The 24,977-nt window shown below is 60.2% G+C and carries 20 protein-coding genes; 8 read left to right on the forward strand and 12 right to left on the reverse strand.

Going from position 1 to position 24,977, the window contains the following annotated elements; all coding sequences use genetic code 11:
* Window positions 1-35: 35 nt before the first annotated feature.
* Entirely contained in the window at window positions 36-965 is a 930-nt protein-coding gene (locus AC3ITA_RS26415; RefSeq protein ID WP_489278794.1) for a LysR family transcriptional regulator, read from the forward strand.
* 227 nt (window positions 966-1,192) lie between these two features.
* Here AC3ITA_RS26415 and AC3ITA_RS26420 read toward each other — a convergent pair whose 3' ends face one another.
* The 4 genes from AC3ITA_RS26420 to AC3ITA_RS26435 all read right to left on the reverse strand — a co-directional run bounded on the left by AC3ITA_RS26420 (window position 1,193) and on the right by AC3ITA_RS26435 (window position 8,322).
* Window positions 1,193-2,971: an acyl-CoA dehydrogenase C-terminal domain-containing protein gene (locus AC3ITA_RS26420; protein ID WP_414929563.1), complete on the reverse strand. Its 1,779-nt coding sequence runs from the start codon at window positions 2,969-2,971 to the stop codon at window positions 1,193-1,195.
* 174 nt (window positions 2,972-3,145) lie between these two features.
* Window positions 3,146-4,942, reverse strand: coding sequence for an acyl-CoA dehydrogenase C-terminal domain-containing protein (locus tag AC3ITA_RS26425; protein WP_489278796.1), 1,797 nt, complete (start codon window positions 4,940-4,942; stop codon window positions 3,146-3,148).
* An 85-nt stretch (window positions 4,943-5,027) separates the two neighbouring features.
* On the reverse strand, window positions 5,028-6,320 hold the full coding sequence (locus tag AC3ITA_RS26430; RefSeq protein ID WP_095944827.1) for a GGDEF domain-containing protein: 1,293 nt from the start codon (window positions 6,318-6,320) through the stop codon (window positions 5,028-5,030).
* A 196-nt stretch (window positions 6,321-6,516) separates the two neighbouring features.
* Window positions 6,517-8,322, reverse strand: a complete 1,806-nt coding sequence (locus AC3ITA_RS26435) for a phenylacyl-CoA dehydrogenase (protein ID WP_489278799.1) — start codon at window positions 8,320-8,322, stop codon at window positions 6,517-6,519.
* 317 nt (window positions 8,323-8,639) lie between these two features.
* Between AC3ITA_RS26435 and AC3ITA_RS26440 the strand changes: the two genes are divergently transcribed.
* The gene (locus tag AC3ITA_RS26440; protein WP_489278801.1) at window positions 8,640-9,884 is read left to right on the forward strand and encodes a hypothetical protein; all 1,245 of its coding nucleotides are present in this window, start codon (window positions 8,640-8,642) and stop codon (window positions 9,882-9,884) included.
* Between the two features lie 61 nt (window positions 9,885-9,945).
* On the opposite strand, the gene AC3ITA_RS26445 is transcribed toward AC3ITA_RS26440, so the two are convergent.
* From AC3ITA_RS26445 to bioB, 6 genes are all read right to left on the reverse strand, one after another.
* The gene (locus AC3ITA_RS26445; protein WP_489278803.1) at window positions 9,946-10,242 is read right to left on the reverse strand and encodes a pyrroloquinoline quinone biosynthesis protein PqqE; all 297 of its coding nucleotides are present in this window, start codon (window positions 10,240-10,242) and stop codon (window positions 9,946-9,948) included.
* A gap of 123 nt (window positions 10,243-10,365) precedes the next feature.
* Window positions 10,366-11,046, reverse strand: coding sequence for a dethiobiotin synthase (gene bioD / locus AC3ITA_RS26450; RefSeq protein ID WP_095944823.1), 681 nt, complete (start codon window positions 11,044-11,046; stop codon window positions 10,366-10,368).
* Window positions 11,043-11,855: a malonyl-ACP O-methyltransferase BioC gene (gene bioC, locus AC3ITA_RS26455; protein WP_095944822.1), complete on the reverse strand. Its 813-nt coding sequence runs from the start codon at window positions 11,853-11,855 to the stop codon at window positions 11,043-11,045. Before bioC ends, bioD begins: the two co-directional genes overlap by 4 nt.
* A complete protein-coding gene (locus AC3ITA_RS26460; protein WP_095944821.1) occupies window positions 11,848-12,579 on the reverse strand; it encodes an alpha/beta fold hydrolase in 732 nt (243 codons plus the stop codon). The genes bioC and AC3ITA_RS26460 overlap by 8 nt, the downstream gene beginning before the upstream one ends.
* A complete protein-coding gene (gene bioF, locus AC3ITA_RS26465) occupies window positions 12,572-13,750 on the reverse strand; it encodes an 8-amino-7-oxononanoate synthase (protein ID WP_150672026.1) in 1,179 nt (392 codons plus the stop codon). Before bioF ends, AC3ITA_RS26460 begins: the two co-directional genes overlap by 8 nt.
* Before the next feature lie 159 nt (window positions 13,751-13,909).
* Window positions 13,910-14,965: a biotin synthase BioB gene (gene bioB / locus AC3ITA_RS26470; protein ID WP_095944924.1), complete on the reverse strand. Its 1,056-nt coding sequence runs from the start codon at window positions 14,963-14,965 to the stop codon at window positions 13,910-13,912.
* A gap of 93 nt (window positions 14,966-15,058) precedes the next feature.
* On the opposite strand from bioB, the gene AC3ITA_RS26475 reads away from it, so the two are divergent.
* From AC3ITA_RS26475 to rarD, 5 genes are all read left to right on the forward strand, one after another.
* Window positions 15,059-15,799: a ComFC family protein gene (locus AC3ITA_RS26475; protein WP_095944923.1), complete on the forward strand. Its 741-nt coding sequence runs from the start codon at window positions 15,059-15,061 to the stop codon at window positions 15,797-15,799.
* Between the two features lie 63 nt (window positions 15,800-15,862).
* Complete coding sequence (locus AC3ITA_RS26480; protein WP_095944922.1) at window positions 15,863-16,627, forward strand: TOBE domain-containing protein; 765 nt, start codon at window positions 15,863-15,865, stop codon at window positions 16,625-16,627.
* Window positions 16,628-16,694: 67 nt separating this feature from the next.
* On the forward strand, window positions 16,695-18,596 hold the full coding sequence (locus AC3ITA_RS26485) for a PhoX family protein (protein ID WP_095944921.1): 1,902 nt from the start codon (window positions 16,695-16,697) through the stop codon (window positions 18,594-18,596).
* Between the two features lie 179 nt (window positions 18,597-18,775).
* Window positions 18,776-19,750: a serine/threonine protein kinase gene (locus tag AC3ITA_RS26490; RefSeq protein ID WP_489278807.1), complete on the forward strand. Its 975-nt coding sequence runs from the start codon at window positions 18,776-18,778 to the stop codon at window positions 19,748-19,750.
* A gap of 216 nt (window positions 19,751-19,966) precedes the next feature.
* Complete coding sequence (rarD, locus tag AC3ITA_RS26495) at window positions 19,967-20,854, forward strand: EamA family transporter RarD (RefSeq protein WP_414929556.1); 888 nt, start codon at window positions 19,967-19,969, stop codon at window positions 20,852-20,854.
* A gap of 215 nt (window positions 20,855-21,069) precedes the next feature.
* Here rarD and AC3ITA_RS26500 read toward each other — a convergent pair whose 3' ends face one another.
* A complete protein-coding gene (locus AC3ITA_RS26500) occupies window positions 21,070-21,588 on the reverse strand; it encodes a glycine cleavage system transcriptional repressor (RefSeq protein WP_414929555.1) in 519 nt (172 codons plus the stop codon).
* A 546-nt stretch (window positions 21,589-22,134) separates the two neighbouring features.
* Between AC3ITA_RS26500 and AC3ITA_RS26505 the strand changes: the two genes are divergently transcribed.
* Window positions 22,135-24,312: a malate synthase G gene (locus tag AC3ITA_RS26505; protein WP_095944917.1), complete on the forward strand. Its 2,178-nt coding sequence runs from the start codon at window positions 22,135-22,137 to the stop codon at window positions 24,310-24,312.
* 108 nt (window positions 24,313-24,420) lie between these two features.
* Here AC3ITA_RS26505 and AC3ITA_RS26510 read toward each other — a convergent pair whose 3' ends face one another.
* Entirely contained in the window at window positions 24,421-24,882 is a 462-nt protein-coding gene (locus AC3ITA_RS26510; protein ID WP_095944916.1) for a response regulator, read from the reverse strand.
* Window positions 24,883-24,977: the final 95 nt, after the last annotated feature.

A 24,977-nucleotide genomic window follows, 5' to 3' on the forward strand; every position in this document is an offset into this window, starting at 1 on the left:
TTTCGATTTCCCAGCAATTTCGATAAGCATTACTTATGGATTTCAAGCAACTGCGTTATTTCGTCGCGGTCTATGAAGAAGGTCAAGTGGGCCGGGCCGCCGAGCGCCTGTCCATCTCCCAGCCGGCGCTGTCCCAGCAAATCCGCCACCTCGAACAAAACCTCGATGTGTGCCTGTTCGAGCGCAGCAGCAAACGCCTGTTGCCGACCCTCGCGGCTCATACGCTGTATAACCACGCTCTGCCATTGCTCGATGGCCTGCAGCGGGCACGGGAAGCGCTCGGCAACTTCAAGGGTCAGGCGCTGCGCACCCTGGCCATCGGTGTATTGCAGACCGTGCACACCAGCCTCGTCCCGCAGATGCTCGAACGAGTGCGCAAGGCGCAGCCGCATCTGGTGGTGCAGATCTACGAACTGACCGGGCTGGAAATCGAGCGGCGACTGCTCAACGGTTCTCTGGATATCGGCATCGGCTACCTGCCGCCCCGCCAGCCTGGCTTGCATGGTGTGATGCTGTACGAAGATGAACTGACCCTGGTCATCCCCGCAGAGCATCCGCTGCGTGAATTCAAGAAAGTGTCCATGAGTCAGGCCGCCGAACTGCCGATGTTGCTGCTGGGCGAGGAATTTCAGATCAGGCAGATCTGGCAGGCACAGCTGACAAGCCTGGGACGTCGCCCACAGGTGCAAGCCGAAGTGAACAACATGGCGGGCATCCTCGACAGCCTGCCCCACACGCGCCTGGCAACGGTATTGCCCGGTCGCTCGCAAAAGACCCATGGCAACCACGAACTGCTGTGGAAACCCCTTAGCGAACCCCGAGTGCCGCTGAAAGTCGGTTTGGTGTGTCGGGATGTGCAGCGGCAGCAGGCCTCGCTGGCATTGCTGCGGACATTGCTGGAGGAAGTGATAAACGGCCCGGATGAACGCTTGAACAGCGCGCAGACTCTGGATGGGCTGGGCTAGAAACTTTTCTTTGGGCAAAAGAAAACCCCGCCGAAGCGGGGCTTTGCAGACTGTTTCCCTGACATCCATTTCACTCCGCCGTCCTGGCAGAATCCTACGTGTCCCTGTTGTTGCTTCGCGCTTCCTGCGCTACGTCCATGTAAAGTAGATTAGCTGTGGATCCAATTTGCATCTATGGGAGAACAGCAGCACGTTATGTAAGAGAATGCTTACAAAATGCTACTTCATCAGAATTGTCCCGCATCCAGCAGGAACAACGATTCGCTACCGGCCTTCACTGACGCGCTCAACGAGTGAATGCGCGGCAGCAGACGGGCAAAATAGAACCGCGCCGTGCCCAGTTTGCTGGCGTAGAAATCGTCTTGCGCTTCCTTGCCAAAAGCCGCCTTGGCCATCAGGGCCCACATGTAGGCGTAGGCCACATAGCCGAATACTTGCAGATACTCGACCGACGCCGCGCCGATTTCGTTCGGATTGCTCTTCGCACGGTCCAGCAACCACGCGGTCAATTCATCGAGGGTGGTCACTGCGTCGTTCAGTGGCTTGGTGAATTCGGCGAGGTCCGCGCTGGCAGTCGCCGTGAAGTGGCGAATCTCGTCGGCGAACAGGTTGTAGAACGCCCCGCCGCTACCCACGATCTTGCGCCCGACCAGGTCCAGCGCCTGAATGCCGTTGGTGCCTTCGTAGATCTGGGTGATGCGCACGTCACGCACCAGTTGCTCCTGGCCCCACTCACGGATGTAACCGTGGCCGCCGAAAACCTGTTGGCCGTGTACGGTGGTTTCCAGGCCGAGGTCGGTCAGGAACGCCTTGGCCACCGGGGTCAGCAACGCCACCAGGTCTTCCGCGCGCTTGCGGGTGACGGCGTCTTCGCTGAACTTGGCGGTGTCCAGTTGCATCGCCACGTAGGTGGAGAACGCACGACCACCTTCGTTCGAGGCTTTCATGGTCAGCAGCATGCGACGCACGTCCGGGTGGACGATGATCGGGTCAGCCACTTTGTCCTTGTTCTGCGCGCCGGTCGGCGAACGGCTTTGCAGACGGTCACGGGCGTATTCCACAGCGTTCTGGTACGAGCGCTCGCCCGTGGCCAGGCCCTGGATACCAACACCCAGGCGCTCGTAGTTCATCATGGTGAACATGGCCGCCAGGCCTTTGTTCGGCTCACCGACCAGGTAACCCACGGCTTCATCGAAGTTCATCACGCAGGTCGCGGACGCCTGGATGCCCATCTTGTGTTCGATCGAGCCGCAGTTGGCCGGGTTGCGTGCGCCCAGGCTGCCATCGGCATTGACCATGAACTTCGGCACCAGGAACAGCGAAATGCCTTTCGGCCCCGCCGGTGCATCTGGCAGCTTGGCCAGCACCAGGTGGATGATGTTTTCGGTCAGGTCGTGTTCGCCACCGGTGATGAAGATCTTGGTGCCACTGACCTTGTAGGAACCGTCGGCCTGAGGCTCGGCCTTGGTGCGGATGATCCCCAGGTCTGTACCGGCGTGTGGCTCGGTCAGGCACATGGAACCGGCCCAGATGCCGGCATACATGTTCGGCAGGTACGCGGCTTTCAGCTCTTCGCTGGCGTGGGCGTTGATCGACAGGCAAGCACCGGCGGTCAGCATCGGGTACAGGCCGAACGACAGGCTGGCGGAGTTGACCATTTCTTCGACCTGGGCCGAAACGGCTTTGGGCATGCCCATGCCGCCGTAGGACGGATCGCCACCGACACCGACCCAACCGCCTTCAGCGTAGGTCTGATAAGCCTGTGGGAAACCTGCCGGAGTGGTGACGGCACCGTCGGCCCAATGGCAACCTTCTTCGTCAGCGGCACGGCTCAGCGGTGCGATGCTTTTGCTGGTGACTTTGCCGGCTTCTTCCAGGATGGCTTCGACCGTTTCTGCATCCACAGTCTCGGCCAGTGCAGGCAGTTCGGCCCAGAGTTTGGCGACCTCGAAAACTTCATTGAGGACGAAGCGCATATCGCGCAGGGGCGCTTTGTAGTCAGCCATGGCAAACCTCGCAAGATCTATACAGGTGATTCACAGGAAGAGTGTTTTCGTTGGGTCGGAGTGTACCCCAACAACTTTTGCGACACATAGGGTCAGCTCATGACCATTTTGTTATTTTTAGTCACCAACAAAAAGCCCGCACAAGGCGAGCTTCTTTGTAACGGACTTTTATGACTAAAGCGCAAACAACTCCGCCGGCAGTTGCATCAGGCAATCGCTACCCGCTTCAATGGCCGCCCGATGAGCGGCAGTGCGTGGCAACAGACGCTTGAAGTAAAACTCGTTGGTCGCCAGCTTGCCCCGGCAGAAGTCGCCTTCGCCGCTGCCGGCATCGAGCTGCGCCTGAGCCACCAGCGCCATGCGCAACCACAGGTAGCCGAGGATGATGTAACCGCTGTACATCAGGTAATCCACCGACGCGGCACCGACTTCATCCGGGTTTTTCATCGCGGCCATGCCGACCCTGGTGGTCAATTCACCCCACTGCTGGTTCAGTTGATTGAGCTGTGCCACATACCCGGCCAGTTGTGGATGCTCGGCGTTCGCCGCGCAGAACTTGTGGACGATTTTGGTGAAGCCGCGCAGCAGCTTGCCCTGGCTGCCGAGTACCTTGCGCCCGAGCAAGTCCAGCGCCTGAATGCCGTTGGTGCCCTCATAGATCGGCGCGATCCGGCAGTCACGGACCAGCTGCTCCATGCCCCACTCGCGAATGAAGCCGTGACCGCCAAACACCTGCATGCCGTGGTTGGTCACCTCCAGCCCGGTGTCGGTCATGAAGGCTTTGCAGATCGGCGTGAGGAACGCCAACAAGTCTTCGGCGTCCTGGCGCGCCGTTTCATCCGGGCTCAGGTGGGCAACGTCGAGCAACTGCGCGGTGAAGTAGGTCAGCGCGCGGTTGCCTTCGTTGAAGGCTTTCATGGTCAGCAACATCCGCCGCACATCAGGGTGCACGATGATCGGGTCGGCGGCTTTTTCCGGCACTTTCGGGCCGGTCAGCGAGCGCATCTGCAAACGGTCGTTGGCGTATTTGATCGCGCCCTGGAAGCTCGCCTCCCCCAGACACAGCCCTTGCATGCCGGTGCCCAGCCGCGCGTGGTTCATCATGGTGAACATGCAGTTGAGGCCCTTGTTCGGCTCGCCGATCAGAAAACCCTTGGCCTCGTCGAAGTTCAGCACGCAGGTGGCCGAGGCCTTGATGCCCATTTTGTGTTCGATCGAGCCGCAGGACACGCCATTGCGCTCGCCCGCTTCGCCCGTCGCATCGGGCAGGAACTTAGGCACGATGAACAGCGAAATGCCCTTGGTCCCGGCCGGTGCGTCCGGCAATTTGGCCAGCACCAGGTGAATGATGTTGGCGCTCATGTCGTGCTCACCGGCCGAGATGAAGATCTTGCTGCCGGAGATCGCGTAGCTGCCATCGGCCGCAGGTACGGCGCGGGTCTTGATGATGCCCAGGTCGGTGCCGCAATGGGCTTCGGTCAGGCACATGGTGCCGGTCCATTGGCCAGCGGTAAGCTTCTTCAAATAGGTCTGCTTCTGCGCCTCGGTGCCATGGGCGTGGATCGCCGACATGGCTCCGTGGGTCAGGCCGGGGTACATGCCCCATGAGGTGTTGCTGGAGCCCACCATCTCGCTGATCACCAGGCCCAGAGAGATCGGCAGCCCCTGACCGCCGTAAACCGGATCCGCCGCCAGGCCATGCCAGCCGCCCTCGACATATTGGGCGAATGCCTGCTTGAAGCCCGCGGGCGTTGTGACCACGCCATTGTCGAAATGACAGCCTTCTTCATCGCCGCTGCGATTGAGCGGCGACAGTACGTTTTCGCAGAACTTCGCGCCCTCCTCGAGGATCGCATTGACCATATCCGGGCTGGCATCGGTGGCCCCCAGCGCGGCGTAGTTGCGGTGAAAGTCGAAGACGTGGTCGATCAGAAAGCGCATGTCGCGCAAGGGAGCTTTGTACTCGGGCATGGTCATTCTCCGTCGGCAGATTTCTCCAACCTACTGCTGCCGACCACGCCTCACAATCACTTTGCGCTCGCTGAATGCGCCATCATCACTCAACCGTAGCGGCGTCCATGCGCACGGCGCCACGGCGGTTCTGCCCGAACGCCATCACGCAGTTGCGCCCCGCGCCCTTGGCGCTGTAGAGCGCCTGGTCGGCGGACTTGAGCACTTCTTCCGGGGTGCGTTGATCGACCCGTTCGGCAACGCCGATACTGACCGTCACCGACACACTCGACGCTGCGGAACCGGCACGCCGCTGGCGCCCCTGACTATCGTCCTGCGGGCGGTTTTCCTGATTGCGCAATTGAATATTGTAAGTGGCGATGGACTCGCGGATGACTTCCAGGTGCGGCATGCATTCCTCGAGGGTCTTGCCTGCAAACACCAGGGCAAATTCCTCGCCGCCATAGCGATACGCCTTACCGCCACCGCCGATTTTCGACAGCTTGCTGGCCACCAGCCGCAGCACCTGGTCGCCGACGTCGTGGCCGTGGGTATCGTTGAATTTCTTGAAGTGGTCGACGTCGCTCATGGCCAACACATAGTTGCGTCCCAAGCGCTGCATGCGTTCATTCAGCGCACGACGCCCCGGCAGCCCGGTCAGCTCGTCGCGGAAGGCCATTTGATAGGCTTCGTGGGCAACGGCAGCGGCGATCATCAGCATCGCCTGGCTGCACATGATGTTCAGCGTGAACGGCAGGATGAAGGTTTTCGGCAACATCCAGAACAACCCGAGCAGCCCCACCAGTTGCGCGGCATGCAGCGGTCGCGGGTTGCGCCAGTACTGCCAGGCCAGCAGCAAAAACGCGGCAATGAACACCGGATAGGACAACTGGATCAGGCTCATCCAGGCGCCATGCAAGGCAGGCCACCGAATCTCCGACAGCCAGATCAGCAGCGCATGTGGATAACTTTGCTCAAGCCCCAGCGCCACGCTGCCGACTGCGAGCAAGACCGCGAAACGCGCCACCATGTCCTGGAACAGATGGGTACGTTCCTGCCACGCCGCGAACACGCCAAACAGCAGCGGCAGCAGCAGGCAACACAAATGAAAGACCACGGCGGCATCGTCACGCACCTTACCGTTGTCGCGGTAATAGTCGGTCTGGGTGTCGAGCAGGAAATAGGCGATGTACACCGTGACCATCAGAAACAGTTCACGCTGGCGTCGGTACACCGCGCAATAGGCGCCACCGAGCAACAACACCAGGGTGGGCAGCACGTTGAACAGCGACGTGAAAAAGACGTTCAGATCCTTGATGTAAGCAGCCGCAAGCCCCGCCACCAACAGCACCAATGACGGCAGGAAATGACTGAAACGTACAGCAGATGAGCGCGGCAAGGGTAAAGCTCCGACCCGTCAGATCAATAGATGGCAATGTGCCCACTACTGTAACGGCAGGAAGCCCGAGTTACTGAGTAAATTACTGAGGTATTTTTCAAAGGGCGTTACAGACATTTTTCCGCCGGTAATCTTCAAAGCAAAAAAGCCGCTGGTCCCGAAGGAGCAGCGGCTTTTTCAAGTGCTTCGTTAAGGCTTAGTAGCCCAGGTCGAAGTTCTCTTCTTTCATGTCCATCAGGTTGTTGGCGCCCGACAGCATGGTTACGACGTGAGTGCGGGTACGCGGCAGGATACGCTGGAAGTAGAAGCGCGCAGTCTGCAGCTTGGCGGTGTAGAACGCCTCTTCGGAAGTGCCGGCAGCCAGTTTCTCGGCAGCCAGGCGCGCCATGTCAGCCCAGAAGTAGGCCAGGCAGGCGTAACCGGAATACATCAGGTAGTCCACGGAGGCCGCGCCGACTTCTTCGCGATCTTTCATGGCAGCCATACCGACCTTCATGGTCAGCTCGCCCCATTCCTTGTTCAGTGCAGCCAGCGGAGCGACGAACTCTTGAACCGCTTCGTTGCCTTCGTTGGTCTGGCAGAACTTGTGGACGATCTTGGTGAAGCCTTTCAGAGCCTCGCCTTGGGTCATCAACACTTTACGGCCCAGCAGGTCGAGCGCCTGGATACCGGTGGTGCCTTCGTACAGCATCGAGATGCGGCTGTCGCGGACGTTCTGCTCCATGCCCCACTCAGCGATGAAGCCGTGGCCGCCGTAGATCTGCACGCCGTGGTTGGCCGATTCGAAACCGACTTCGGTCATGAAGGCTTTGGCGATCGGAGTCATGAAGGCCAGCAGTGCGTCGGCTTTCTTCTTCTCCTCTTCGTCCACGCCGTATTTGACGATGTCGACTTGCTTGGCAGTGAAGTAAACCATCGCACGGTTGCCTTCGGCGAATGCCTTCATGGTCAACAGCATGCGGCGTACGTCAGGGTGCACGATGATCGGGTCAGCGGCTTTGTCCGGCGCTTTCGGGCCAGTCAACGAACGCATTTGCAGACGGTCACGAGCGTATTTCAGGCCGCCCTGGAAACCGACCTCGGCGTGGGCCAGGCCTTGCAGCGCGGTACCTAGGCGTGCGGTGTTCATGAAGGTGAACATGCAGTTCAGGCCTTTGTTCGCCGGGCCGATCAGGAAACCGGTGGCACCGTCGAAGTTCATCACGCAGGTGGCGTTGCCGTGGATGCCCATCTTGTGTTCCAGGGAACCGCAAGACACAGCGTTACGCGCGCCAACCGAGCCATCGGCGTTCGGCATGAACTTCGGCACGATGAACAGGGAGATACCTTTGGTACCAGCCGGTGCATCCGGCAGGCGGGCCAGCACGATGTGGACGATGTTGTCGGCCATGTCGTGTTCACCGGCCGAGATGAAGATCTTGGTGCCGGAAACCTTGTAGGAACCGTCGGCCTGAGGTTCGGCCTTGGTGCGCAGCATGCCAAGGTCGGTGCCGCAGTGCGGCTCGGTCAGGCACATGGTGCCGGTCCACTCGCCGGAAACCAGCTTGGTCAGGTAAGCCTCTTGCTGCTCGGGGGTGCCGTGCTCGGAGATAGTGTTCATCGCACCGTGCGACAGGCCTGGGTACATGCCCCACGACCAGTTGGCCTCGCCAACCATTTCGCTGACTGCCAGACCCAGGGACTCCGGCAGGCCTTGGCCGCCGTGCTCTACGTCGTGAGCCAGACTCGGCCAGCCACCTTCAACGAATTGCTTGTAGGCTTCCTTGAAGCCGGTCGGGGTTTTAACGCCAGACTCGCTCCAGGTGCAGCCTTCGAGATCGCCCACGCGGTTCAGCGGAGCCAGTACCTGCTCACAAAACTTGGCGCCTTCCTCAAGAATGGCGTCAACCATGTCCGGAGTTGCGTCGGCACAAGCCGGAAGGCTCTGATAGTGCGCTTCGTAGCCGAGCAGCTCGTCACGAACGAAGCGAATATCACGCAAGGGGGCCTTGTAGTCAGGCATAGCGATAAACCTCTGCTGATGTAACCGGGAATGAACGACCGCATGGATTCGTTGTTGCGATCAAACAGTTGTTTGAAACATACGTTTACGCCCAAATCTTGTCAAGCGTCGATCTTTTGCCGTTCGTCATCGCTAAAACCGGCAATGAACAGGGCCACAGGAAACTGGCCTGATTGACACTGAAAATGGCCAATAAAGCCTATCGTTCTGGTAGTTCTTACAGGTTCACGAAACAGCGAAAAGACGCCTACTGACTATAGGCTCTCGTGGGGTCAATGGTGACCTTCCCCGAGGATCGTCTATGGAGGGGATTTGAGATGGACAATCAACCAGATACTGACTTGCGACTACCCGGTAATCTTGACCCGAATTTTGGCAGCAATGGCGTGGTACGCCCCAGTGAAGCACCTGGAGTGACACATACCATCGTCTCTGATGAGCATGGACGCTTGACCCACGCATCAAGAATCGGGAAAGAGTTTCTTCTCGCTCGTCTGCTGATGGATGGTCAGGTAGACGAGGGGTTCACGCCCACCAAGAGTCAGTTCGACGCAGGCGACCAATCCATTCCGATGAGACTGCTAATGCAAAAAGACGGAAAAACCGTCCTGATCGGTGAATCGCAAAAAGACAACGTTCGCCGACCTGGCGTACGACGCTTTAACGCCAATGGCAGCCCTGACCTTGTTTTTGGTAACCGGATCGTCACGGGACCGGATAATTCATATGCGCCAGCGGTTCCCCACAAGTTCGTTGACGGCTGCCTGCAAGACGATCAAAAGATACTCATCGTCGCTTACTATCACGTCAACTACCCCATCGGAACGCTCGTGAGTCGCCTGTCCCGCCTGCAAAGCAACGGAGAACCGGATACCGGGTTCGGCAATGGCCAAGGCTTCATTGATATCAAGTTCAAGCAAATGGACAGCTTTGCCCAAATGGTTCATGTACAGAGCGACGGCAAGATTATCGTCACAGGCCTCTACTTTGATGCGCAAAGAAAAAGAACCGGGGCGGTAGCGCGTTACGACGAACAAGGAGAGCTGGATGAAACTTTCGGAACGGATGGCTTCAGCGATATTCCGCTGGAGGTGGCAGGTTCGTCCATCGCCAGCGACTTTATCTTTAGCGATGCACTCAGTCGCCTGCAGTCGGACGACAAGATCATTTTCGCAACCTGGACGAAAGGGGCTGACGACAGGGTTCGGGGTCTACTGACCAGACTCAATGCTGACGGCAGCAACGACAAACAATTCAATACAGGCTCGCCAGTAATCACCTCTCGCGATGATGGCGATGTGCACTGGCGTGCAGCGGCAGTGCAAGCGGACGGAAAAGTTGTCCTCGTGGGCTACGTACGCTGGGCGACTCCAGGCAGCGAATTTTTCATAGCCAAACAACGATTTTCTCCAGAGGGACAACCGGAGGATTTCACCTGGGATAACAGCCCCGGCGACTACTGGGATGTGGTAATCCAATCAAGTCAACGGATCGTCGTGTCGGGTAGTAGCGGGGGATATTCGACAGGAGAGCCCAGGGTAATCGGATTATTGGCCGAATGAGCGCGTTTTTCATTTCCAGCAAAGGATGTTTGCCCGACTTTTTTCAGTCAGGCAAACAGAATCAGGCGTAGGTATCGATCAACGTCCCGAGCACTTCGTCGGCTGCCTTGGCGACTTTCACACCCAGCTCCGCCTGAATCTTGCCTTGGGCCATTTCGACCACGTTGCTGGCCAGATCCGATTGCCGGCTGCGATCAACCGATCGCAGCCGATCAACCTGTGCCTCGGAAGACTGGCTGGTCACCGAGCGCTCGATCGTCGTGTTGGCGATCTGCCCGGCGGCTTGATCGACACGATTCTGCCCGGTCTGAAGGGTGCTCAGACCGGCATAAAAAGCGGTGCTTCCTGATATTTCCATGGGAGAACTCGTCCTTTCAAAGGATCAACAGCGGCCATTGAAGCAGAGTGACCGGCAAAACACTCGACAAAAACACTAATGGCACAGTGCCTTGTCATAGGCAAAGCCCGCATGCGACAAACCTCAGTCCAACAGGTCCAGTTGCAAGTGCTCCGCCACTGCCTCGGCCGTAACGGCCTTGAGTTTAGGCACACGCCCCAGGCACGGTGCCGGGATGCGCTCGGCAAGAGTGGCCAGGTTTTCTTCCAGCCGCGAGGTCTTGGGGTCGATGATGTTGGCCACCCAGCCCGCCAGTTGCAAACCGTCCCGGGCAATCGCCTCAGCGGTCAGCAAGGCATGGCTGATACACCCCAGGCGTACACCGACCACCAGGATCACCGGCAGCTTCAATGCGATGGCCAGGTCCGACAGATTGTCCTGATCCGCCAAGGGTACGCGCCAGCCGCCAGCGCCCTCGATCAGGGTGAAGTCCGCCTGCATGCCCAGAATCTGCCGCATCGGCGTCAGCAACGACTGCACCGTCAGCGCCACGCCCGCCTCTCGCGCCGCCAGATGCGGGGCAATGGCCGGTTCAAACGCCATCGGATTGACCTGTGTATAGGTCAGCGGCAGTGAACACTCCGCCAGCAAGGCCAGCGCATCGGCATTACGCAAGCCTTTGGGCGTCACGTCGCAACCTGACGCGACCGGCTTACCCGCCGCCGTACTCAAACCCGCCGAACGCGCCGCATGCAGCAACCCGGCAGCGACCGTGGTTTTACCGACATCGGTATCCGTGCCGGCGATGAAATAGGCTGCGCTCATAAGGGTTTCTCCAAAACGGCGTACACCACTTGATAAGTCGCCGGCAGTCCCTGGGCCTGACGAAACTGTTCGTAAGCCTCGATCAGCCCCAGAATCCGCGCCCGGCCGGTCAAGCCACCCGGCCGCCCGGGATTGAGATTGTGCGCACCCAACGCCTTGAGTTCATGGGTCAGGCTGCGCACATCCGGGTAATGCAGCACGTGCGCAAGGTTTTGCAGACTGACCGTTCTCAAGCCGCTCGCCGCACACAACTGCTGATAAACACCAAACTCCCGGAAACGATTGACGTGCACCATGCCGTCAACTTCGCGCCAGCTGTCACGCAATTCAAACAACGTTCCTACACACAGACTAGCAAACGCGAAGATGCCGCCCGGTTTCAGCACCCGAAAGGCTTCACTGAGCACCGAGTCGAAGTCTGCGCACCACTGCACCGCCAGGCTGGAGAAGATCAGGTCGCAGGTCGAATCCTGCAGTGGCAAACGCTCGGCATCGCCGGCCACGAAGTGTGTGGCACCGCCCAATGGCCGGGCGTGGTTGAGCATGCCTTCGGCGATGTCCAGCGCCACCCCGTGACTGCCCGGAAACTGCTCATCCAGGGCGCGACTGAAATGCCCGGTGCCACAGCCCAGGTCTAGCCAACGCTGCGGTACGAAGTCCTGCGGCAGACGCCCGAGCAATTGGCTGCCGACATCGCGCTGCAACTCGGCCACGCTGTCATAGCTGGCCGCCGCGCGGGAGAATGAAGCGGCTACCTGGCGCTTGTCGGGCAAGGTGCCGGGCAGGTTGGGAAGGGATAAATCAGTCATCGCCGGACTCATGCAAAAAGGCCTGGATCGCCCCCGCCACACCATGGGGATCCTCCAGGAGAAACCCGTGGCTGGCCTGTTCAATCAGACCGATTTCGACATCCGGCAGCAATGCCAGCAACTCGCCCGCCGCTTGCGCCGGCACCAGCCCGTCGAGGCCGGCGAACAGATGCAGTTGCGGACCGCGGAACGATTGCAGCGCCTGTCGTGTATCCAGTTGCGCGAGCACTTGCAGACCACTGAGCAGCACTGGCGCGGAGGTATTCGGGGCGCCACCGAGCAACAACCGCGACAATCCGCGTGGGTCTTCGGCGCCTTGGGCGCAGAGCAGTGAAAAGCGTTTCAAGGTCGCGCGCGGATCGGCTTCACAGCCCGCCAGAAACGCATCGAAGGTTTCCCCAGGCATGGCGCTTGACCATTGATCATGGGCGACAAAAGAAGCGTTGCTGGCCAAGGTGAACACGCCACAGCAGCGATCGCCACGCCGGGCCGCCAACTCGCAGGCGAGCATGCCGCCCAATGACCAACCGCCTAGCCAGACGTCTTGCGGCAAGGTCGAATCAAGCTCTTCGAGCCACTCTTCAAGATCGCTCGACTCCAGCTCCGGCAACGGCTCGATCTCGACGTGCAGGTGCTCATCCAGGCCTCGCAAGGCCGCCGCCAGAGGCTCCAGCGGTGAAACGCCAAGACCCCAGCCAGGCAGCAGAATCAGACGATCACGCATGGCTTGGCTCCGGCTTCAGTAGCTGAAAACAATCGGCCAGTCCACTTAACAATAGCTGTACCTGGGCTTCACTGTGGGCAGCCGTCAGCGTGACCCGCAATCGGGCGCTGCCGGCGGGTACGGTCGGCGGGCGAATCGCGGTCACCATCAACCCGCGATCACGCAGCATCTGTGAAAGACGCACCGCGCGCCCCGCGTCACCGATCATGATCGGCTGGATTGGCGTGAAGCTGTCCATGAGCTCCAGGCCAATCTGTTCGGCACCCCGGCGAAACTGGCGGATCAGCACCTGCAAATGCTCGCGGCGCCAGTGTTCGCTGCGCAGCAGTTCCAGGCTTTTCAACGTGGCGCAGGCCAGCGCAGGCGGCTGGCTGGTGGTGTAGATATAGGGGCGGGCGAACTGGATCAGGCTTTCGATCAGCTCTTCGCTGCCAGCCACAAAGGCACCCGCCGTGCCAAACGCCTTGCCGAGGGTGCCGACCAGCACCGGAACGTCATCCTGGCTCAAGCCGAAGTGTTCGACGATGCCGCCACCGTTGGCACCCAGCGGTCCGAAACCATGGGCATCGTCGACCATCAACCAGGCACCTTTGGCCTTGGCTTCCCGGGCCAGCGCCGGCAGGTCGGCGATATCACCGTCCATGCTGAACACGCCATCGGTGACCACCAGCGTATTGCCGGTGGCTTTTTCCAGGCGTTTGGCGAGGCTCGCCGGGTCGTTGTGCAGGTAGCGATTGAACCGCGCGCCGGACAGCAGCCCCGCGTCGAGCAGCGACGCATGATTGAGACGGTCTTCGAGCACCGTATCACCCTGCCCCACCAGCGCCGTGACCGCGCCGAGGTTGGCCATATAACCGGTGGTGAACAGCAACGCGCGCGGACGACCGGTCAGGTCGGCCAACGCTTCTTCCAGGGCATGGTGCGGGGAACTATGACCGATGACCAGATGGGATGCCCCTCCGCCCACCCCCCACTTCGACGCGCCGGCACGCCAGGCTTCGATCACTTGCGGATGATTGGCCAGGCCCAGGTAGTCGTTGTTACAGAACGCCAGCAACGGCTGGCCATCGACCACCACTTGCGGCCCCTGCGGGCTTTCGAGCAGCGGGCGCTGGCGGTAGAGGTTTTCGGCACGACGGGCGGCAAGGCGTGCGGCGAGATCGAAAGACATGCAGGCCTCGACTATCAAATGACACATGTCCCCTGTGGGAGCGAGCCTGCTCGCGAAGGCGTCGTGTCAGCCAACATCAATGTTGAATGTCAGTCCGCATTCGCGAGCAGGCTCGCTCCCACAGGGTTTTGCATTCCTTCAGAGGAATAAATGTTGGATTTAAACCGCCGCGTTGTAGAACTGCTCGCTGCTCTTCTGCTCCACCAGCGCCTGCTCGATCGCCGCCTGATGCACTTCATCGGCGTGCTCTTCGCGGGCTTCCGGCAGGATGCCCAGGCGCGAGAACAGTTGCATGTCCTTGTCGGCCTGCGGGTTGGCGGTGGTCAGCAGTTTTTCGCCGTAGAAAATCGAGTTGGCGCCGGCGAAGAACGCCAGGGCCTGCATCTGCTCGTTCATGGCTTCGCGGCCGGCAGAGAGGCGCACGTGGGATTGCGGCATCAGGATGCGCGCGACGGCGAGCATGCGGATGAAGTCGAACGGATCGACGTCGTCGGCGTTTTCCAGCGGCGTACCGGCGACTTTCACCAGCATGTTGATCGGCACCGACTCCGGATGCTCCGGCAGGTTGGCCAACTGGATCAGCAGGTTGGCGCGGTCGTCCAGCGACTCGCCCATGCCGAGGATGCCACCGGAACAGATCTTCATTCCCGACTCACGCACATAGGCCAGGGTTTGCAGGCGCTCGCTGTAGGTGCGGGTGGTGATGATGCTGCCGTAGAACTCCGGCGATGTATCGAGGTTGTGGTTGTAGTAGTCGAGGCCGGCCTTGGCCAGCGCTTCGGTCTGATCCTGATCCAGGCGACCGAGGGTCATGCAGGTTTCCAGGCCAAGGGCTTTCACGCCTTCAACCATCTTCAGGACATAAGGCATGTCCTTGGCCGACGGGTGCTTCCACGCCGCGCCCATGCAGAAGCGGGTCGAACCGATGGCTTTGGCGCGAGCGGCTTCTTCTAGGACCTTCTGCACTTCCATCAGCTTTTCTTTTTCCAGGCCGGTGTTGTAGTGACCGGACTGCGGACAATATTTGCAATCTTCCGGGCAGGCGCCGGTTTTGATCGACAGCAAGGTCGACACCTGGACGCGGTTGGCGTCGAAATGCGCACGGTGCACCGTCTGCGCCTGGAACAACAGGTCATTGAATGGCTGAACGAAGAGTGCTTTGACTTCGGCCAAAGTCCAGTCATGACGCAGGGTTGCAGTGGTGCTGGCGCTCATGGGCGTTTCCTTTGAATTATGCTTTGGCAGGCGGCTGGCTAATGGAATGTCACAGTCGCTTCACAGATGTTTCGGCATATTTAAGGAAGAGCGATGCGCTGTCAACCACGATACGAAGGACAGGTTTACATCTGGTTAAAAAACAAACAATCATGCCTTTTGTGCGATGAACCGGCCGAAGGCGTCCCTCCTGTCTGCACGGCTTGCGAATTCGAGCTGCCCTGGCTCGGCGATCATTGCATCACCTGCGCCCTGCCGCTTCCGGCTGCGGGCCTCACATGCGGCCATTGCCTGAAGCAGCCACCGGCCTTCGAGCAGGTGATTGCGCCCTGGACCTACAACTTTCCGGTAGACAGCCTGATCACCCGCTTCAAACACAACACCAAGTGGCCGTTTGGCCGCCTGCTCGCCGAACTTCTTGCTCAATGCCTGCAACATCGCTTCGAAGACGACCTACCGCGCCCCCATGCCCTGATCCCGGTACCGTTGGCCACCCGACGCCTGCGCCAGCGCGGGTTCAATCAGGCGGCGATGCTGGCTCGCTGGTTGAGTGCGAGTCTCGATATCCCTTGCGACGAACGGTTGCTGCTGCGCACCCAGGACACCGACGCCCAACAGGCCTTGAACGCCGAAGCCCGCCGAAAGAACCTGCGCAACGCTTTCGCCCTGACACCCGGCGCCATCGTCAAAGGCCAGCACCTGGCTCTGGTCGACGATGTATTGACCACCGGCGCCACGGCCCAGGCCCTGGCTCGCCTGCTGATGGACGCCGGGGCGGCCAGGGTCGATGTCTATTGCCTGGCCCGCACGCCTAAACCCGGCGAGACACCCTGACTTGACTCACGCGACCCAAGCGGCCAACGTCCTGACCATCGTCACCACCCAAAGCGACTTGCCATGTCTTTGCCCACCTTGCTGTCCCAGCACATCGTCCGCCGTCCGCAACGCATCGCCCTGCTGCAGCACATCGCCGAACAAGGCTCGATCACCCGCGCGGCCAAAAGCGCGGGCATGAGCTACAAGGCCGCCTGGGATGCGATCGATGAGCTGAACAATCTGGCGCAGAAACCGCTGGTGGAGCGGATTGTCGGAGGCAAGGGCGGCGGCGGTGCGCGCCTGTCCAACGAAGGTGAGCGGGTGCTGCGCCTGTACCAGAAGCTGCAAGCCTTGCAGGCCCAGGTGCTCGAAGCCGCTGAAGACGCCAGCGACCTGGACCTGCTCGGGCGTCTGATGCTGCGCACCAGCGCGCGCAACCAGTTGCACGGCAAGGTGATGGCGATCGAACCTCAGGGGCGCAACGACCTGATTCGCCTCGAAGTCGCCGAAGGCCTGATCGTCGCCGCGCAAATCACCCACGACAGCACCGAGCGCCTGGAGCTGCAAATCGGCACCGAAGTCGTGGCATTGATCAAGGCCGGCTGGCTCGACGTGCTGCAAATCGACTCTGTCGAAACACCTGGAAATAATTGCCTCAGCGGCATCATCGAAAAAATTCTCGATGCCGACGACGGCCCCAGCGAAGTGCGCATCACCCTGCCCAACGGTCTGACCCTATGCGCCTTGGCCGAACCGAGTCATCTGCAAGCATCGGGGCTGACCTGCGGCAAACCGGTGCGCGTCGAGTTCTCGCCGTCCCGGGTTCTGCTGGGCACACCACTGTAAGCAGAACTGCAACAAAAGGTTCATTACTCATCTTTAAGGTGTCTGCAAAATCCGCAGGGAGCCTGAAATGAGTCTATTAGAAGAAAACCAGTCCACCGACCTCGAAAACATGGTCGGCCTCAGCCGTCGCGGCTTCATCAGCGCAGGTGCCTTGTGCGGCGCTGCGATGTTCCTCGGCGGCAATCTGCTGAGCCGCAGCGTGATGGCCGCCAGTGTCAGCGCCGGCAACAGCCAGTTGTTGGGCTTCGACAGCATTGCCGCCGCCACCAGCGATGCCATCACCCTGCCACCGGGCTACAAGTCCTCGGTGCTGATCAGCTGGGGCCAGCCGCTGCACAAAGACGGCCCGGCGTTCGACCCGAGCGGCAACGGCAGCGCCGAACATCAGGAAGTCCAGTTCGGCGACAACAACGACGGCATGAGCCTGTTCGAGTTTCCGGGCGAAAAAGACCGGGCGCTGATGGCGATCAACAACGAATACACCAATTACCGCTACCTCTACGCCCACGGCGGCATGCCGCAATCGGCGCAAGAAGTGCGCAAGGCACTGGCCTGCGAAGGTGTGTCGGTGATTGAAGTGCAGCGCAAGAACGGCCAATGGCAATTCGTCCAGGGCTCGCGCTACAACCGCCGCATTCACGGCAACGCCCCCATCACCCTGAGCGGCCCGGCCGCCGGACATGCCCTGCTCAAAACCAGCGCCGATCCGCTGGGCAAGAACGTCCTGGGCACGTTCCAGAACTGCGCCAACGGCAAGACGCCGTGGGGCACCTATCTGACCTGTGAAGAGAACTTCACCGACTGCTTCGGCAGCAGCAACGCCGAGCAGAAATTCGACCCGGCGCAAAAACGCTACGGTGTGGTGGCCACCAGCAAAGAAATCAACTGGCACCCGCACGACGAGCGCTTCGACATGGCGAAGAACCCCAACGAGCTCAACCGTCACGGCTGGGTGGTGGAGATCGATCCGTTCGATCCGAAATCGACGCCGGTCAAACGCACGGCCCTGGGCCGCTTCAAACACGAAAACGCCGCCCTGGCCGAAACCGGCGACGGTCATGCCGTGGTGTACATGGGCGACGATGAACGCGGTGAGTTCATCTACAAATTCGTCAGCCGCGACAAGATCGACCACAAGAACCCCAAGGCCAACCGCGATATTCTCGATCACGGCACCCTGTACGTGGCGCGTTTCGATGCCGGGGACGGCAACGTCGATCACCCGAAAGGCCAGGGTGAATGGATCGAACTGACCCACGGTAAAAACGGCATCGACGCCAGCAGCGGTTTTGCCGATCAGGCCGAAGTGCTGATCCACGCCCGTCTCGCCGCCAGTGTGGTGAAAGCCACGCGCATGGACCGCCCGGAATGGATCGTGGTCAGTCCCAAGGACGGTCAGGTCTACTGCACGCTGACCAACAACGCCAAACGAGGCGAAGACGGGCAACCGGTGGGCGGTCCGAACCCGCGCGAGAAGAACGTCTACGGCCAGATCCTGCGCTGGCGCACCGAGCGTGACGATCACGGTTCGAAAACCTTTGCCTGGGACCTGTTCGTCGTCGCCGGTAATCCGGGGGTTCACGCAGGCACACCAAAAGGCGGATCGTCGAACATCACGCCGCAGAACATGTTCAACAGCCCGGACGGCCTGGGCTTCGACAAGGCCGGACGCTTGTGGATTCTCACCGACGGCGATTCGAGCAACGCCGGCGACTTTGCCGGCATGGGCAACAACCAGATGCTCTGTGCCGACCCGGTAACCGGCGAGATTCGCCGCTTCATGGTTGGCCCAGTCGGTTGTGAAGTGACGGGGATCAGCTTCTCCCCGGATCAGAAAACCCTGTTTGTCGGGATTCAGCATCCGGGTGAAAACGGCGGTTCGACCTTCCCCGAGCACTTGCCCAATGGCAAGCCGCGGTCTTCGGTGATGGCGATTTCGCGGGAGGATGGCGGGATCGTCGGCGCCTGACAGCCCCTCATCGCGAGCAGGCTCGCTCCCACAAGGACTACATGACTCCCTGTGGGAGCGAGCCTGCTCGCGAAGATGCCAGCCCAGACAACACATCTCGCAACCCTGCCCCTAAAGAGCGCCCGTCTGCGCTACCATGCCTGGCCGGACGCAGCAGCCTGCTGCGCGCAGGAGTCAGCATGGCCCACCCGTTTGAAACCCTCACACCAGACCTCGTGCTCGATGCCGTCGAAAGCATCGGCTTTCTCAGCGACGCGCGCATCCTGGCGCTCAACAGCTACGAGAACCGCGTCTATCAGGTCGGCATTGAAGACGCCGAGCCGCTGATCGCCAAGTTCTACCGGCCGCAACGCTGGAGCAACGAAGCGATTCTGGAAGAGCACCAGTTCACCGCCGAACTCGCCGACTGCGAGGTGCCGGTCGTGGCGCCGTTGATCCACAACGGTGAAACCCTGCACGAACACAATGGTTTCCGTTTCACCCTGTTCCCCCGCCGTGGTGGCCGCGCGCCGGAGCCGGGCAACCTCGATCAACTGTATCGCCTGGGCCAGTTGCTCGGACGCCTGCATGCGGTCGGCTCGACCCGGCCCTTCGAGCACCGTGAAGCGCTGGCGGTGAAAAATTTCGGTCATGACTCACTGGCCACGCTGCTGGACGGCAACTTCATCCCCCGCAGCCTGCTACCGGCCTACGAATCGGTGGCCCGCGATCTGCTCAAGCGTGTGGAAGATGTCTACAGCAACACGCCGCACCAGAACATCCGCATGCACGGTGACTGCCACCCCGGCAACATGATGTGCCGTGACGAGATGTTCCATATCGTCGACCTCGACGACTGCCGCATGGGTCCGGCGGTGCAGGACATCTGGATGATGCTCGCCGGCGATCGTCAGGATTGCCTGAGCCAGTTGTCGGAACTGATGGACGGCTACAACGAATTCCACGACTTCGACCCCCGTGAACTGGCCTTGATCGAACCGCTGCGCGCCTTGCGCCTGATGCACTACAGCGCCTGGCTCGCCCGCCGCTGGGAAGACCCGGCCTTCCCTCGCAGTTTCCCGTGGTTCGGCACCGAGCGTTATTGGGGTGATCAAGTGTTGGCGTTGCGCGAGCAACTGGCGGCGCTCAACGAAGAGCCACTGAAGCTCTTCTGACCCACCCGCCCCCCCTGTAGGAGCGAGCCTGCTCGCGATGGACGTCAACGATAACGCGTGCTGTCTGGATAAACGCGTTGCCCTTGCGTTCTTCGCGAGCAAGCTCGCTCCTACAGAGACCGATGTTCACAAATGACCTACCTATTCAGTCAGGACATCCACAGACAATTCTCCTTACAATCCCCTCTTTGTTAGCTGCCTAAGCAAGGATTCTGCATGCAAGCCGCCAACCCGCGCCACGGGTACATTCTAGGCCTGAGTGCCTACATCATCTGGGGACTTTTCCCCCTCTACTTCAAAGCCATCGCCAGCGTGCCCGCCGTGGAAATCATCATCCACCGGGTGCTTTGGTCGGCGCTGTTCGGCGCCTTGTTGCTGATGGTCTGGAAACATCCCGGCTGGTGGCGCGAACTGCGAGAAAATCCGCGACGGCTGGCGATCCTGGCCCTGAGCGGTGCGCTGATCGCGGCCAACTGGCTGACCTACGTCTGGTCGGTGAACAACGGACGCATGCTGGAGGCCAGTCTTGGTTACTACATCAACCCCTTGGTGAACGTATTGCTGGGCATGCTGATCCTCGGCGAACGGCTGCGGCGCATGCAATGGATTGCCGTCGGTCTGGCGGCTGTGGGTGTGGCGCAACAGGTCTGGCAGGTCGGCAGCCTGCCATGGGTGTCGCTGGTGTTGGCACTGACCTTCGGTTTCTATGGCCTGATTCGCAAGCAGGCGCCGGTCAAGGCGCTGCCGGGACTGGTGGTGGAAACCTGGATGCTGGTGCCGATTGCCCTCGGCTGGTTGCTGCTCAATCCGACGGCCAGCAGCGCCCAGGCCGAATTCTGGACCACGTCCCAGGCCTGGTGGCTGGTCGCCGCCGGCCCGATCACGCTCGTGCCGCTGGTCTGCTTCAACGCTGCTGCACGGCATTTGCCCTACACGACACTGGGCTTTCTCCAGTATCTGGCGCCAACTCTGGTACTGCTGCAAGCGGTCCTGCTGTTTGACGAGCACCTGTCGTCCAGCACCCTGGTAGCGTTCATGTTTATCTGGGCCGGCCTGGCGGTTTACAGCATCGATGCGTGGATAAGTTTGCGCCGCCGCAGCTGATCAAAAAACGCACAAAACCCTGCCGGCCACGTCTCCCGTGGCCTGCACCATTCCTTCCCAAGGTTATCCACAACGTGATCCCCGCCGTTTGTGCGCAAGTGGCTGAAACTGCTGGTTTTTTGATCAGAAGCTGGAGAGCCCCGGTCGGCGTGGCCTGGCGGGGTGTCTCTACAGGTTATCCACAGGCGGGTGCACGTTTAACTTGGATAACCTGATCAGGGTTCACTGCGCAGCACCAATTCGACCATCAGGTCGTCAGCCAGGGTTTCCAGGCGCGATTGCAGTACGTCCAGCGACAGCGTCAGCGGTACCGCGAGAATCGCTTCGGCATGGAACAACGGCTCACTGCTCATCGGGGCAGGGCGCACTTCAGTGATCAGCCGTTCCAGGTTCACCCCCTGCTCGCTCAGCAAGCGCGTGATGTCACGCACGATCCCCGGGCGATCATTGCCCACCAGTTCCATGGCGATCGGTTTCCAGGTGCAGGATTGTTCGATACCGCTTTCAGCGATCAACACGCGAATGCCCTGGGCGGACAAGCCCTGCAAGGCATCGACCAGTTCGTCGTAGGCCTCTGCCGGCACCCCCACTCGAAGAATCCCGGCGAATTGTCCCGCCATGCGCGACATGCGGCTTTCCAGCCAATTGCCGCCGTGTTCGGCAATGCATTGGGCAATGCGCTCGACTTGCCCGGGCTTGTCCGGAGCAAAAACAGTGAGTACGAGGTGGTCCATGGCGCAGCCCTCTTGTCATGACTTTTGTTATGGAGAACCAAGTATAGGCAAGGGTTGGACCTGCGCCGACAGGTCAGGCGCCTTCGCGAGCAGGCTCGCTCCCACAACGGTTGCGCGGGCCTTTGTGGGAGCGAGCCTGCTCGCGAATGAAGGCACCGCCGATCTGACTGACCCAACAAATCGTGTACAACTTTTGATATTTAACTGGAACAATCCACTGGTTTTTTGAGAACATCCTGCTCCGCGCCGTGACCGCAATGCGTCATGGGGTCGCAGAACGACGTAATTAGTCTAATTTTCACAACCGCAATTCATCATGTAGTATGCCGCAGCGCGCACTACATAACGTTGGATCGATGTCTGCCGCAGGCACGTTCGCAACCCTGAAAGCCCTGTCAGCAAGGCCCCAAGCCGTTGATTGGTCCCAACCCAGCCGCCTGTCATGGGCATGTACTGGTAGACGGGTTTGTGGTTTAAATGGCCAAAGGCTTCATTGTTAAATTGAAGAGCTGAAAAGCGAAATAGCTGAGCAGAGTGAGGCAAGCAATGACTGAACACGTTCAAGTCGGTGGCCTGCAGGTCGCCAAAGTCCTGTTCGACTTCGTGAACAACGAAGCCATTCCCGGTACCGGCCTCACCGCCGATAAGTTCTGGGCCGGTGCCGACAAGGTCATTCATGACCTGGCGCCGAAGAACAAAGCCCTACTCGCCAAACGCGATGATTTCCAGGCTCGCATCGATGGCTGGCACCAATCCCGTGCCGGTCAAGCGCATGACGCCGTGGCCTATAAAGCCTTCCTGCAAGAGATCGGTTATCTGCTGCCAGAAGCGGCCGATTTCCAGGCAACGACGCAAAACGTCGACGAAGAAATCGCCCGCATGGCCGGCCCGCAGCTCGTGGTGCCGGTGATGAATGCCCGTTTCGCCCTCAATGCCTCAAACGCCCGCTGGGGTTCGCTGTATGACGCGCTCTACGGCACCGACGCCATCAGCGAAGCCGACGGCGCGGAAAAAGGCAAAGGCTACAACAAGGTTCGCGGCGACAAGGTCATCGCCTTCGCCCGTGCCTTCCTCGACGAAGCGGCGCCATTGGCGGCCGGCTCCCACGTCGATTCCACCGGCTACAAGATCGTTGACGGCAAACTGGTGGTCGCCCTTAAAGGCGGCAGCAACACCGGCCTGCGCAACGACGCACAACTGATCGGTTTCCAGGGCGATGCCCCTGCACCGACCGCGATCCTGCTGAAAAACAACGGCCTGCATTTCGAAATCCAGATCGACGCCAGCACCCCGGTCGGCCAGACCGACGCGGCCGGCGTCAAAGACATCCTGATGGAAGCCGCACTGACCACCATCATGGACTGCGAAGACTCCGTTGCCGCCGTCGACGCCGATGACAAAGTGGTGATCTACCGCAACTGGCTCGGCCTGATGAAGGGCGATCTGTCGGAAAACGTCGCCAAAGGCGGTCAGACCTTTACCCGCACCATGAACGCCGACCGCACCTACACCGCTGTCGATGGCAGTGAACTGAGCCTGCACGGTCGTTCGTTGCTGTTCGTGCGTAACGTCGGTCACCTGATGACCATCGATGCGATCCTCGACAAAGATGGTAACGAAGTGCCGGAAGGCATTCTCGATGGCCTGGTGACTTGCCTGGCATCGATGCACAACCTGAACGGCAACACCTCGCGCAAAAACACCCGCACAGGCTCCATCTATATCGTCAAGCCGAAGATGCACGGCCCGGAAGAAGCGGCGTTCACCAACGAGCTGTTCGGTCGCATCGAAGACGTGCTGGGCCTGCCACGCAACACCCTCAAAGTCGGGATCATGGACGAGGAGCGTCGTACCACCATCAACCTCAAGGCCTGCATCAAGGCGGCGAGCGAGCGTGTGGTGTTCATCAACACCGGCTTCCTCGACCGCACGGGCGATGAAATCCACACCTCCATGGAAGCCGGCCCGATGGTGCGCAAGGCGGACATGAAGGCGGAAAAATGGATCGGCGCCTACGAGAACTCCAACGTCGATATCGGCCTGAGCACCGGCCTGCAAGGTCGCGCACAAATCGGTAAAGGCATGTGGGCCATGCCTGACCTGATGGCGGCGATGCTCGAACAGAAAATCGCTCACCCGATGGCCGGTGCCAACACCGCCTGGGTACCATCGCCGACCGCTGCCGCGTTGCACGCGCTGCACTACCACAAGGTTGACGTGTTCGCCCGTCAGGCCGAACTGGCCAAACGTGCCCACGCTTCGGTGGACGACATCCTGACCATCCCGCTGGCGGTAAACCCGCAGTGGACCGCCGAGCAGATCAAGAACGAACTGGACAACAACAGCCAGGGCATTCTCGGTTACGTGGTGCGCTGGATCGACCAGGGCGTCGGCTGTTCGAAAGTGCCGGACATCAACGATGTCGGCCTGATGGAAGACCGTGCCACGCTGCGTATTTCCAGCCAGCACATCGCCAACTGGCTACGTCACGGCGTCGTCACCGAAGAGCAAGTGATGGAAAGCCTCAAGCGCATGGCGCCGGTGGTTGACCGTCAGAACGCCGGCGACGCGCTGTACCGTCCGCTGGCCCCGAACTTCGACAGCAACATCGCCTTCCAGGCGGCGGTCGAACTGGTGGTCGAAGGCACGAAACAGCCGAACGGCTACACCGAGCCGGTCCTGCACCGTCGTCGTCGCGAGTTCAAGGCTGCCAATGGCCTGTAACTGAGCGTCTGCGCCGGACATGAAAAAGCCCTGATCGACAGATCAGGGCTTTTTCTTTGTGGGCTGTCCGCGATCCCACAGAGTTAGTTCAGGACTGACAGGCTTGGACTAAGGCTTCATCCCTAGCTCACGTTTGACCAACTCCAGCAGATTGCCGGTATCAATCGGCTTGAGCAGAAAATCCACCACGCTCATATGCATCGCAGCGATCGCATCCTTCACGTCGGCGTCACCCGAGACAATGATGATCGGCAATGCCGCCCTTACCGATTCGCGCACCTGACGGATCAGTTCCAGGCCATCAACGTGTCCCATCCGCAGGTCGGTGATCAGTAAACCGATCGTCGGCTTTTTGACCTCTGCCTCGGCCACCAGCATCTTGAGTGCCGCTTCGCCACTGGCCGCGGTCAGGCAGCGAATACCGTCCAGTGCCAGGATCTCTGACAGCAGGTCCCGGGCGTCCTTATCGTCATCGACGATCAGCACCCGTTGCGGTGGCAGGTCAGGCTCCAGCATGACGGCACTCAGCGCTTCGCGCTCGGCGTCGCTCAAAATATCGTGGTCGGACATGGCTTTCTCTACATGTTCAATTCATTTCCCTAGCACACTGACGAGACATCGCTAAGCAGATCATCAATGTGCACTCCGGCAGATAATTTTCCAAT

The sequence above is a fragment of the Pseudomonas sp. GL_090 genome, assembly GCF_057837765.1.